This is a genomic window from Senegalimassilia anaerobia JC110 (genome assembly GCF_000236865.1).
In the GTDB taxonomy this organism is placed as follows: Bacteria; Actinomycetota; Coriobacteriia; order Coriobacteriales; family Eggerthellaceae; genus Senegalimassilia; species Senegalimassilia anaerobia.
This window is the reverse complement of sequence record NZ_HE611019.1, coordinates 1-12,196: the sequence shown is the minus strand read 5'-3', so window position 1 is coordinate 12,196 and position 12,196 is coordinate 1. Positions and strand designations below refer to the sequence as shown.

The 12,196-nt window shown below is 62.9% G+C and carries 9 protein-coding genes and 2 riboswitches; of the genes, 7 read left to right on the top strand and 2 right to left on the bottom strand.

Annotated features, from left to right (window positions below):
• Positions 1-72 precede the first annotated feature (72 nt).
• The gene (locus SFHG_RS09870; protein ID WP_042437040.1) at positions 73-663 is read right to left on the bottom strand and encodes an ECF transporter S component; all 591 of its coding nucleotides are present in this window, start codon (positions 661-663) and stop codon (positions 73-75) included.
• Between the two features lie 156 nt (positions 664-819).
• Positions 820-1,002, bottom strand: a riboswitch (FMN riboswitch).
• Between the two features lie 251 nt (positions 1,003-1,253).
• On the opposite strand from SFHG_RS09870, the gene SFHG_RS09865 reads away from it, so the two are divergent.
• The 3 genes from SFHG_RS09865 to SFHG_RS11045 all read left to right on the top strand — a co-directional run bounded on the left by SFHG_RS09865 (position 1,254) and on the right by SFHG_RS11045 (position 6,565).
• A complete protein-coding gene (locus SFHG_RS09865; RefSeq protein WP_042437038.1) occupies positions 1,254-2,693 on the top strand; it encodes an alanine/glycine:cation symporter family protein in 1,440 nt (479 codons plus the stop codon).
• Positions 2,694-2,898: 205 nt separating this feature from the next.
• On the top strand, positions 2,899-4,479 hold the full coding sequence (locus tag SFHG_RS10290) for an aminoacetone oxidase family FAD-binding enzyme (RefSeq protein WP_202898183.1): 1,581 nt from the start codon (positions 2,899-2,901) through the stop codon (positions 4,477-4,479).
• Between the two features lie 13 nt (positions 4,480-4,492).
• On the top strand, positions 4,493-6,565 hold the full coding sequence (locus SFHG_RS11045) for an NAD(P)/FAD-dependent oxidoreductase (protein WP_042437078.1): 2,073 nt from the start codon (positions 4,493-4,495) through the stop codon (positions 6,563-6,565).
• A 36-nt stretch (positions 6,566-6,601) separates the two neighbouring features.
• Here the strand turns inward: SFHG_RS11045 and SFHG_RS09845 are convergent, their stop codons facing one another.
• Positions 6,602-7,018, bottom strand: a complete 417-nt coding sequence (locus SFHG_RS09845; RefSeq protein ID WP_042437076.1) for an MGMT family protein — start codon at positions 7,016-7,018, stop codon at positions 6,602-6,604.
• A gap of 106 nt (positions 7,019-7,124) precedes the next feature.
• A riboswitch (cobalamin riboswitch) is annotated at positions 7,125-7,270 on the top strand.
• Between the two features lie 178 nt (positions 7,271-7,448).
• On the opposite strand from SFHG_RS09845, the gene SFHG_RS09840 reads away from it, so the two are divergent.
• The 4 genes from SFHG_RS09840 to SFHG_RS11165 all read left to right on the top strand — a co-directional run bounded on the left by SFHG_RS09840 (position 7,449) and on the right by SFHG_RS11165 (position 11,953).
• On the top strand, positions 7,449-7,991 hold the full coding sequence (locus SFHG_RS09840; RefSeq protein ID WP_147269331.1) for a hypothetical protein: 543 nt from the start codon (positions 7,449-7,451) through the stop codon (positions 7,989-7,991).
• 197 nt (positions 7,992-8,188) lie between these two features.
• Positions 8,189-9,151 carry a prenyltransferase/squalene oxidase repeat-containing protein gene (locus tag SFHG_RS09835; RefSeq protein ID WP_042437030.1) on the top strand — a complete coding sequence of 321 codons (963 nt, stop codon included), beginning with the start codon at positions 8,189-8,191 and terminating at the stop codon, positions 9,149-9,151.
• Between the two features lie 15 nt (positions 9,152-9,166).
• The gene (locus SFHG_RS10890; protein WP_042437027.1) at positions 9,167-9,997 is read left to right on the top strand and encodes a hypothetical protein; all 831 of its coding nucleotides are present in this window, start codon (positions 9,167-9,169) and stop codon (positions 9,995-9,997) included.
• Between the two features lie 15 nt (positions 9,998-10,012).
• On the top strand, positions 10,013-11,953 hold the full coding sequence (locus SFHG_RS11165; RefSeq protein ID WP_316244722.1) for an ATP-binding cassette domain-containing protein: 1,941 nt from the start codon (positions 10,013-10,015) through the stop codon (positions 11,951-11,953).
• Positions 11,954-12,196 lie beyond the last annotated feature (243 nt).

Sequence of the window (12,196 nt, the reverse complement as noted above, 5' to 3'; positions counted from 1 at the left end):
GGCAAGCGGGAAGCTCCTGCTTGCCGGCAGGACCGTGCCGCGCTGGGGCGGCACGGTTGGGAACGCGTTTACCTAGCGACCCTTGACCTGGTCCTTCTTCGGGGTGATCAGGTTGGAGACGGCCTTGTACACCAGCAGGGTCAGCGCGCTGTTCAGCACGGTCTTGATCAGGTTGAACGGGAGCACTGCGGGTAGGATGAGCGGCATGATGACGTCGGCGCTGCCGTACCAGAACCACACGCCGATCGTCAGGTTCGTGGCGACGGCGCCGATGATGGCGATCACGCAGCCGACCAGCAGGCCGATGATGGCGCCGGCGAACGTGTGCTTACGGGCATAGATGGCGGCGGCGGGCACCACGAAGAACAGCGTGGCGCAGATGTTCATGAGGCCGCCGACCCATTCGCCGAGCATCAGGCTGTGGATGATGGCGGCGACGGCGCCCACGGCAAAGCCGGCGCCCGGGCCGAAGGCGAAGCCGCACACCATGGCGGGCATGAGCGAGGGATCGTAGGTCAGAAACGGCGCTGCGGGCAGGATGGGGATCTGCACGAACGACAGCAGCGCGGCGATGGCGCACATAAGGGCCATGGTGACCAGCTGGCGCGTCGACCAGCGGTTCGTGTTCTTGATGGTTGCGTTTGCGGCGGTTGCCTGAGACATGGTTGGACCTTCTTCCCGCGAAGCCTTCTTCCCACGGGTTTTGCTCTCAAGCTTCGCGAAAAAGAGACAAGCCCGTATGAATTCCTTCCATACGGGCTTGTATTCGCTCAACAGCTTCCCGCCCGGCAATGCTGCGCTGTGCGGTGCGTTTTGCGAACTCTGCCTCTTCCATCCGGACTTTGACCGTTGGTCCTGGATTTGCACCAGGTCAGCCTTGCGTGCATGCGGCTTGCCGCCGCTTGACGCACAGGGTCGCGGACTTCCGGCTCGGCTGCGGCTTGCCGCCGCGCGTATCCGGTTACCGCCAGTGAGGATTTCCACCTCGCCCTGAAACAGAATTCAATGGGACCTAGTTTAGCTGCGCCGCCATGGCTTCGCAACCGTTTGGGCTATGGATGTTTTCCGCGTTTTGGGGTGCGAACATATAGCGAACGGTTATAGGAAATCAGCTTGGAGAGGCTTGCTTTCCTACCGAAACGCCACGCAATCCGCTTTTTCGCCGAGACTTTAGCGGCCTGGGGCGAAGGCGGCTCTATAATAAGCCGTTCGCGTCCCTGAAGGGACTCATCTTTAAGGCTACGAGGTTTTGCATGAACTACATCGAAGTGCTCGACAGCATAGACGCCGCCGTTTGGGGGCCGCCTATGATCATCTTGCTGCTGGGCTGCCACATTTACACCACCATCCGCACCAAGGGCATCCAGCGCAAACTGCCCTTGGCCCTCAAGCTTTCCATCACGAAGGACAACGGCGCCCAAGGCGACGTCAGCAACTTCGGCGCCATGGCCACTTCGCTCGCCTCCACGCTGGGAACGGGCTCCATCGTCGGCGTGGCCACGGCGGTGCTCTCCGGCGGCCCGGGCGCGGTGCTGTGGATGTGGCTTACCGGCATCCTGGGCATGGCAACGAAGTACACCGAGGTTTACGCTGCTATGAAGTACCGCGTGAAGGATCGCCAGGGCCACATGATGGGCGGCGCCATGCATGTGTGGGAGCAGCGCTACAAGCGTCCCGACGGCACCGTGCCGTGGTGGGCGAAGTTCATGGCCATCTGGTTCGCCGTCATGGCGTGCCTCACCATCTTCGGAGTTGGATCGGCCGTGCAGACCAGCGCCATCACCTCGGTTGCGCAGGCGAACTTCGGCGTAGAGCCCTGGATCGTCGCCGCAATCGTGTGCGGTAGCGCCCTGCTCATCATCATGGGCGGCTTGGGAACCATTTCCAACATCTGCGAGAAGCTCGTGCCCATCATGGGCGTCGCGTACATCTTGGGCTGCGCCTATATCCTCGTTTGCAACTGGGCGTTCATAGGCGAGTCGTTCAGGTTGATCTTCGAATGCGCCTTCACCCCTCGCGCGGCATTCGGCGGTGCGGTGGGCAGCGGCATCATCGTGGCGCTGCAGTTCGGCTGCGCGCGCGGCCTGTTCTCCAACGAGGCGGGCCTGGGCACGGCCCCGCTTATCAGCGCCGCCGCCGAGTCGAAAAACCCTGCGCGCCAGGCGCTCGTGTCCATGACCGGCCCGTTTTGGTGCACGGTGGTCATCTGCTTCGTGACCGCCTTGGTCATCGTCTCGTCGCTGTGCGCCCATCCCACGCTCATCCAGGATGCCGGCGTTACCAACGGCGCCACGCTCGCCAACGCCGTGTTCGCCACCATCCCCTATGTGGGCGCGCCCATCCTCATGCTGGGCATCCTGTGCTTCGCCTATTCCACCATCATCGGCTGGAGCTACTACGGCGAGCGCGTCACCCTGTACCTGTTCGGCCGCCGCTGGGTGCCGCTGTACCTGGGCTTCTACATCTGCATGGGCTTTTTGGGCGGCGTGGGCGTCGGCGATGTTGCCTGGACGGCAACCGATATCTCCAACGCGCTCATGGCGTTGCCCAACATCCTTATGGTGCTGCTGTGCGCCGGCATGGTGGGCAAGGAGACGCAGCATTACGTCTACGACGGCAACATCGACGAGGAGCTGCGTGCGGACATCCACGAGCTGCCCGAGAAAAGCGTCTTCACCCGCAAGAAGGCATAGGGGAGTGGTCCTGCGCGTGAACAGGGGATAGGACCCTGTTCATGTTAGGAATGCCTTGCAAGCCGGTCGCTTTTGCGGCCGGCTTTGTTGCGTTCAGGCGGCTTTTGCGCGGCGCGTGAGGGCGCACGCGCGTGCAATGCGGGCATCCCTTGAAGCGGGCGCTTGCCCGGCGTTGCGGTGTGGGCTTCGCTTTATAATGGCGGGTATGGAAACTATCGCAATCATAGGCGGCGGCGCATCGGGCCTGATGGCGGCTGTGGAGGCATCGCTTGCGCTGCGCCAAGCGGGCGCTGTGGCGCACGTGGCCCTGTTCGAGGCCGACCCTGAGCGCATCGGGCGCTCCATCCTGGCAACCGGCAACGGCCGCTGCAACATCTCAAACGCCTGCATCAGCGCTGACGCGTATCGCAATCAGGCCTTTGTGGGGCAGGCGCTTATGCACCTGCAAAGCGCTTACGCCGCGGAACGAGGCGCAACCAGTATGCGAACCCTTGAGGCGAACCCCGTGCTCGAGCGCTTCGCTGACATGGGGCTCGTGACGCGCGAGGAGTCGGAGGGCCGCTTGTACCCCATGGCGAACAAAGCCACCAGCGTGCTGGACGTGCTGCGATCCGCCGCCGCCGAGCTGGGCGTCGATGTGCAAACCGACAAGCTCGCCTCGCGCGTTGACGCGCCGGCCCCGGGCGGCGCGGGCTGTTTCAACATACGCTTCGCCGACAAGACGATAGCGCATGCGGCGGCGGTTATCGTGGCCGTCGGCGGGCGCGCGGCAAGCGGCATTCAGCTTCCGGAACCCTTGGCGTGCTCGGACATGCAACCCGTGTTGGGGCCTTTGCGCGTAGATGCGCGAAGCGCGAAGCTCACACGGCAGCTCAACAACATCCGCGTACGCGGGACTGTGCATCTCGGGCGCGGCGGGCATCGTATCGCAAGCGAGCGCGGTGAGCTGCTGTTCCGCGACTACGGGGTCTCCGGCGTGTCGGTGTTCAACCTGTCGCGTTTTGCGCAGCCCGGCGACGACCTGGTCGTCGACTTCCTGCCCGATATCCCCCCGCAGGACATGGAGCGCTTCATGATGACGCGCCGCAAGCGGATGCGGAAGCTGCTGGGCGGTCCGCTTACGCTCGATCGCTTCCTTGAGGGCTTGCTGCTGCCTGCGGTGTCCGCCGCGGCGCTGCGACAGGTCGGCTTGCGGACCGGTGACCGGTTTACACAAGAGATGGTTCCCCAGCTTTGCGACATGCTCAAAGGCATGCGTCTGACGGTGGAGGGCATCGGCGACGAGCGTCAGTGCCAGGTGCGCCGCGGCGGCTTCCCTGTGGAGCGGTTCAGCCCCGCAACCTGCGAGGCACTCGATGTGCCGGGCCTGTTCGTCACGGGCGAGGCGCTCGACGTCGACGCGCCCTGCGGTGGATTCAATCTGCATTGGGCCTGGTTAAGCGGTATGCTCGCCGGTCGCGCAGCAGCTGATCGCGTATCAAGCGGGGAAGGCGTTGAGTGCGATGGCTCTTGTGAAGATGCTAGGAAGAGGTCGAGTAATAAGCGGTCACCGTTTTACACCGATGATGTGAACCCTTCCTCGGGCCGCGATTCTCGCTTGCCGGTCGCATCGCGCTCGGACGGTCCGCAAGCAACCGCCCACGCCGGCGGCTCCTGCTCTTCTTCTCGCGCAGGCAAGCCGCATCACTTGCGCCGCCCGCATCATCCCCATCGGGACGAACGCGACAAATCCCGCAACCAGCGTGGCGGCAACGCCTCCCGCAATGCCCGTCACCGCAATCGATAGCCCGGAGGAAACCATGCTTGAGATCTCAAACCTCGCCCTTCCGCTCGATGCCGGGCTCGAAGGCAAGCAAGCTGCAAAGCTCGTGCGCCGCGCCGCGGCCCGAGCGCTTAACGTCGCGCCGAGCGATATCGCCGAGATCCGCCTGCTCAAGCGCAGCGTCGACGCGCGCAAAAAGCACGACGTGCACTTCGTGGCAACGCTTGGCGTGGAGCTGGCGGGCGGAGCCCAGGCCGAAGCTGCGGCCATCGAGGCCGCCGCGCACCGCAAAGGCGCCGCGAACGTGAAGGCGCATCGCCCCTACGAGCCGCTGCGGGTCCCACAGGTCGGCGATTCCCCTCAGGCGCAAAACGAGCCGCGCCCCATCGTGGTGGGCACCGGCCCGGCCGGCCTGTTTTGCGCGCTCTACCTGGCGCGTGCCGGTTTGCGCCCGCTCGTGGTCGAGCGCGGTGCGGCGGTCGACGAGCGCATGGCGGCGGTCGACGCCTTCAACGCCGGCGAGCCGCTCGACCCGCACACCAATATCCAGTACGGCGAAGGCGGGGCGGGAACGTTCTCGGACGGCAAGCTGACCACGAACATCAAAAGCCCCTGGGCGCAGCACGTCCTGCATCTGTTCGTGGAAGCGGGCGCGCCCGAGGAGATCCTGTGGCAGGCAAAACCCCACATCGGCACCGACCTGCTCGTAGACATCGTGCGCAACATCCGCAAGCAGATCGAGCAAGCCGGCGGCGAAGTGCGCTTCAACACCCAGCTCACGGCCCTGCATTTCGAAAACGGCCGCCTAACCCAAGCCGAGATAACCCACACTCAACCCACCCAGACACTTCGGGGACGTAGCACTAACTGTCCGGAATCCGCTCAAGCTGAGGGCCGGCAGACAGAAGTTGTTCAGGCAGAAGCCCTTAAGCCGGCGTCCGCAAAACCCGAGATCAGCCAAGCCGAAGTCCTTCAGTCTGAGACAGCCCAATTGGAAACCCCTCAATCCGGGGTCGGCAAACCCGAAGCCGCCCAAATCGAAATCACTGCCGAGCTGATTCCCGCAAGCCGCGTTGTGCTGGCGTGCGGTCATTCTGCCCGCGACACGTTCGAGCTCGTGCGCGACGCGGGCGTGCACATGGAGCAGAAGCCGTTCTCCGTAGGCGTGCGCATCGAGCATCCTCAGCAGCTCATCAACTGCTCGCAGTACGGGAAGGCCGCCGACCATCCGGCGCTCGGAGCTGCCGATTACAAGCTGTCGATGCATTTGCGTCCGCAAAAAGGCGAAGAACAGGGCCGCGGCGTGTACACGTTCTGCATGTGCCCAGGTGGGGAAGTGGTGTGCGCCGCCAGCGAGCCGGAAGGCGTGGTGGTCAACGGCATGAGCCGCTTCGCGCGCGATGGGCAAAACGCCAACAGCGCGCTGCTGGTCGGCGTGGGCCCCGAGGATTTCGACGGCGAAGACCCGCTTGCGGGCATCAAGCTGCAGCGTGAGATGGAGCAGGCGGCCTACCGAACCGCCATCGCCGCCGGCGGCGAACCGTATCAGGCGCCCGCGCAAACCGTCGGCGACTTCTTGGCGCATCGCGCCGGCGGCCCGAGCAAGCAGGTGAAGCCCACCTACGCGCGCGGCGTCGCATGGTGCGACCTGCACGAGTGCCTCCCTCCGTTCGTGGCGCGCGCCATGGAGCAGGCCCTTCCGCAGCTCGATCGTCGCTTGCACGGCTTCGCCGATCCGCAGGCGGTGCTCACCGGTGTGGAAACCCGCAGCTCAAGCCCCGTGCGCATCGTGCGCGGCAAGAATATGCAGGCCCAGCTGGCCGCGGCGCCTGTTTCGGGCTGTGTGCAGGACGAAGTCTTGAGCCCGGCGCAGCTGGTCCCGGAGCCCACTTCGGGCGGTGCGCAGGACCAGGCCCAGGCCAAGACTCAGGCGGCCCCGGAATCCTCAGCAGCCGCCAACAGGCAACCCGCCGACGTTGCCGCTCTCGAGCCCGAAACCGGCCTTTACCCTTGCGGCGAAGGTGCGGGCTATGCAGGCGGCATCATGTCCGCAGCCTGCGACGGCCTGCGCGTTGCCAGTGCCCTGGTGGAAAGCCTGCGGCCCGAATAGGGGAGCCGCTACGAAAGCCGCCTTAAAACCAATCGTTTATTCGCCCAGCTCAGCGGCCCAATCGAAATCGATCGGCGGCGCGGTCGGCCCATCGGCCGCCGCGCCGCCGTCCGCGCCCCCAGCGTCCCTGCCATTCCACTGGCAAGCCCGCATGTCGACGCGCCCATCGTCCAAAAACGTCACGCCCTCCGCGGCAAGCCTTGCCCGTTGTTCGTCAGGCCCGCCAAATGCAAAACCCGGCGCAAGCGAACCGTCCTTGAACACCACGCGATGGCAAGGGATTCCCGTCTGAGCCGCGCAATCCCACGGATCGGGATTCCCATGCATGGCATACCCGACGAACCGCGCCTTGCGAGGCTGCCCGATCAGCCGTGCCACCTGTCCATACGAAACAACCTTCCCGCGCGGCACCCGCCGCACCGTTTCGTATACCTTGTCATTAAACTCGCCCATATTCGCGCTCCTGATCATATGCTGCGGCAACGTCATCTGTTCCCGCATAATTATAGGCGCTGCCTCCACCTCGCTTCTGCCTATTTCCTGCGGCTATCGCGTGCCAAAGCTTCGCGCGTTATACCGTCGCACGCAAGAAGAAGACGTCCTGAACAGGGGAAGCCGGGTGCAAATCCCGCACGGAGCCGCCACTGTGACGCGACAGCGAAGCTGCCGCCCAGCCAGAACACCTGCCAGGAAGCGTGCATGCGCAAGCGGCGTCTCTCCGCGAACGCGCCCTCGATCGAGGCTTTATTGCGTAGCAAAGCAACTCCGCCGGATCGTTATCTGCGGCAAACCTTCGCTGTCTGTCTTCTGCGGGAGCGCGAGCCCAATCCCGCGCATCTGCGTGCAAAAACGCATGCGGGAAAAGGAAAGGAGAAGAAAGACAGTGAAAGCAACAACTGCGCAAATGCCGGCAACGCTCGCGCAAAAAGCGATCGCGCTGCTCATGGCGCTCGTCCTCTGCATGGGGCTGACCCCCCACGCAGCTTGGGCGGAAGAAGCGGGGGAGACAGGTGGCTCCAGCGCGCCGCAGGCCGTCGAGCAGCCTACCGTTACCCTCACCATCGTGAACGGCTTCGGCTACTCCGGCCCGAACGTCCTCGTGAGCAAGGCCTACTCCTTCACGGAGGGCCAGACGCTTGCCGACCTGTTCGCCGCAGCCAAGGCCGCCGGTGACATCAAGGACTACGAGTTCTCCAACCCCTACGGGTATGGCGAATACCTGGCATCGGTGATGATGCCCGACGACACCGTGGTCTCCGACCCGACCGGCGCCGCATCGTATTGGGCAAACTTCAAGAACGGCTCCTATGCATCCGGCGCGGCCTGCCAGGCCGGCGACAAGCTGGCCGCCGGCGACGCTTTCCAGTTCGCGTTCACCGACCTCGTGGTCAACCGCGGCCCTTTGCCGACGAGTGGGCTGTCCTGAAGGGCAAGGCTGAAGGCGTCGCTCCCTCCAAGCCTGGTCAGTCTGGTTCCACTAATCAGGGCAAGCCCTCTGCGGCCAACTCCAACAAGTATGATGCTGCAAAGGCTGAGACCCTCATCGCAAACCTTTCTGCCCGCTTCGCGATCAACGGCAAAGATCACGCTATCGACAACAACACGTTCTACGCGGCTATCGCATTGAACTCCTTCGGCAAGGGTGCATCCATCGACGCCGCCGCCATCCTGGCTAACCTCAACAAGGATGACCTCATGACCGCCGGTCGCATGGGCAAGTACATCATGGCTCTCACCGCCGCCGGCATCGATTGCACGAAGGTTAACGACAACGGCACCGTGCGCAACCTGGTTGCAGAAATGGAAGCGCTTGAAAAGCCCGAAAGCATGAGCGTGTGCGACGCGGTATGCATCCTGCCCGTATACCAGTACGGCTCCTATAAACAGGGCGATTCCGCCATGGCGCCGTCCGCCCTCATCGATCTCATTCTCGCCAACGCAGACGACAAGGGCCTGTTCGGATCCCTTACGTATGGCTGCGATACGCAGACTACTGCGCAAGCGATTCTCGCGCTCCTGCCGTACCAATCGTTCCACTCCGGCGCCGCAGCGGCTATCAAGAAGGCCGAATCTGCGCTGTTGAGCATGGATAACGAGGACGGTAGCTTCGCTTACAGCGCGCAGTATCGCGAGGCAAACCTCGACGCAACGGCAAACGTCGTCGCTGCCCTTGAGGCGCTTGGCTATAATTGCGCTTCCGACAGCCGCCTGACCACGAGCAACGGCTCTACGCCGCTTGGCTATCTGACGTCCGTTGCCGATAAGGACCTTACGGGTTACTTGGATTCCTCCAGCTACAACGAGTCCGCAACTTCCGCAGTCGTGCTCATGGCTTTTGCGGCTCATGAGGGTGCTCGCCAGGCTGATGGCGCCTACTCCGTCTACACGTTCAAACAGGTAACGAAGGACGACTCGAATTCTGGCTCCAATCAGGATTCCGGTTCTAATTCCGATTCCGACGCCAAGCCGCTCGCCCAAACGGGTGACGATGCTGCAACCGCTGCAGCTACCGCTATCGCTCTGTGCGCTCTTGCGTCCGGCGCCGTCGCGGTTCGTCGCGTCCGTCGTTTCCGCACGCTCGCGTAACTCGAGGTTCACCTTATGAGCGACCAAGGTACCGAAGAGAAGGACCTCGGCGCGCAAGATGCTACCGTGTCGGCGGGCGATAAGCCTGCCGACACGCGCATTGCGCCCGGCGTCACTGAACAAAACCATACTGAAAGCGAAGCTGGTGACGCGTTCGCCGCGCAGCCGAAGAAACGACAGCTGACCTCACGTACCATCGGGGCCATCGCGGCATGCGCCGTCGCGCTCGTCGCCGTATTTGCCGGCATAGGCTACGCAACGGGCCTGTTCGGTTCTGCGCAACCCGACGAGCAGGTTGCGCAGCAGCAAGCGCAGGAGCAATCTGCAAGCGCTTCCTCTACTAGCGTCAAGCAATCTACGTCCGGTCAGCCCGACAATTCCCAGGATGGTGGGGACAAGGCATCCTCCGCGGAAGACGGGAAAGCAAAGGACGAAAACTCGTCAACAGATTCGTCGCAGGAGCAATCGGAGGGTTCTTCGTCCGAGCAGGCTTCTCAATCGGACGCCTCTTCCGGGGGGTCTGGGGCATCCGGTTCGGCAGCGTCTAATGCATCCGAAAACTCTGGCTCTGCCTCTTCCTCTGGTTCTGCGCCTGCATATCAGGAGCCCGAACCCGAACCCGCCCCTGCGCCGGCGCCCAGCACGATTTCCGTTTACATCAGCATCGATAGCTCGCGCGCGCAAAGCTATGGCCTGGGAGGCTTCTCTTATGGCTCCGCGGTCGTGCTCCCTCAAGGCTCCACGGTGCACGACGCCCTGTGCGCGACCGGCGCTTCCATTTCCGGCTCGTCAGCGATCGAGGCGAAGTCGTTCGAATTCGCCTACCCGCCATCGGAAGATTCTTAAGCACCGCGCGCCTCGATCGGCCCGATCGATTGGCGCGTCCCCCAGGGGGCGTTCCAGCTGCTTGTCGGCGCGACCGATAGCGGCAAAACCACGCTTTTGCGCAACTGCAAACCCTCGATCGCCCCGCATGGCGAATGCACCGGTGAACTTGCCGTGTTCGGCCAGCCTGCAAGCCGGCTCGATGATCGGCAATCCGCATCGCTCGTCGGCTACGTGTCGCAAAACCCCGAGAACCAGATCGTGTGCGACATCGTTTGGCACGAAGTCGCCTTTGGCCTTGAAAACCTCGGCACGCCGCAAGATGTGATGCGCCGCCGCGTTGCTGAAGTCGCCCACTTCTTCGGCATCGAACCCCGGTTCCGCCGTCAGGTCTCCGAGTTGTCGGGCGGCCAGCGCCAAATCGTCACCCTGGCCAGCGCGCTTGCCCTTCGCCCGTCGCTTTTGCTGCTCGACGAGCCGACCCCACAGCTCGACCCGGTTGCGGAGAAGACGTTTCTGCATGCTCTGTTCCGCATCAACCGGGAACTCGGCATCACCGTGGTCGTATCCACCCACAACCCCGAAGCCATGGCCGAATACGCCACCGAAGCGGTCTGCATGGACGGCGGCCGCTTACGTCCGATCGCGCTAAGCGAGTTCGATGCGCAGCCCCTTATCCCACGGCCCTGCCCATCTCGCAATGCCGATGCGCCTGCATGCATAACCGTCTCCGACGCCTATTGCAGATACGAAAGAACGTCCGATTGGGTGCTTCGCGGTTTCGACTTGCGCGTTGCGCAAGGGTCCATCCATGCGCTCATCGGCGGAAACGGGTGCGGGAAGTCGACCTTGCTTCGCGTGATCGCCGGCGTGCAAAAGCTCGATCGCGGTGCATGCGTCAACATGCTTGCTCAACGTCAGGCTCTCTTGCCGCAAGACCCCAAAGGGCTGTTCGTGTGCGACACCGTGCAAGAGGAGCTTGCCGAATGGCAGCACGCCTGCGGATACGCTGACGCAGATGTCGACGTTATCGCTCAGGCGTTCGGCCTCGCCGAGCGCCTATCGAACCATCCCTACAATCTATCGGGCGGCCAGCGCCAAATCGTCACCCTGGCCAGCGCGCTTGCCCTTCGCCTGTCGCTTTTGCTGCTCGACGAACCCACGAAAGGTCTCGACCCGCAAACAAAATGCCAGGTGGCGAAAGCGATTCAGGGGCAAGCGTGTGCAGGTGTCACGGTAGTCATGGCAACGCATGATCTTCCGTTTGCGGCTCTCGTCGCCGACGAGGCCACCATGCTGTTCGACGGTGAGTCCGCCGCAACGCAGCCCGCGCCCGAGTTCTTCGCCGATAACCTCTTTTATCGCCCGACGTGCGATTATCAGCAGGCGGCATTGCTGACGTTCGTCGTGGCTGTAGCGGCAATCGCCGCGTTCTTCCTCAATTTTGAGCGTTCGAAACCGGCGCTTAGGCAAATCATGCCCACGGTCGTTCTCGCCGCGCTTGCCGCAGCGGGTCGGATCATCTTTGCGCCCATCCCTGATTTCAAGCCGGTCAGCGCCACCTGCATCATCGCAGGCGCGACGTTCGGCCGGCAAAGCGGCTTCATGGTAGGCGCGCTTGCGGCGCTTGTAAGCAATTTCTTCTTCGGTCAAGGCGCTTGGACTCCCTGGCAGATGTACACCTGGGGCCTCATCGGCTACATCTTCGGAATAGCGGCGCCGCATGAATGGTTCGACAAAAAGCCCGTTCTCCTTATATGGGGCTTCCTGTCGGCAATGCTTTACGGCTTGTTGCTAAACGGATGGTACGTCATAGGATTCGTGCATCCCATTACATGGCAGACCATGCTAGCAGCCTACGCAGCGAGATTCCCCCTCGACCTCATCCACGGCATAGCAACCACGCTCTTTCCAACAGCACTATATTTACCTTGGAAACGGAAGCTAGAACGAGTCAAACGGAAGTACTGCATGTAACGTGACGGAGAGCAGGGCGGGTTCCGGCGGGCAGCTGTGCTCGATCGCCTGCTATCTATATCAACGAAGCATCAGGTCCGAGTAAGGATTACCGGGGTGTATAAGCAGGAGCAATATCCAAAGCTCTCAGAGCCCCAGATATACGATGTGGGGGAAATATGAAGCGTAAAGGAATTGAAAAATTACCCCTTGCGCAGCCTCCGGACTATGCGTAATATACATCCCCGCCCTGAGGCAAGGGCA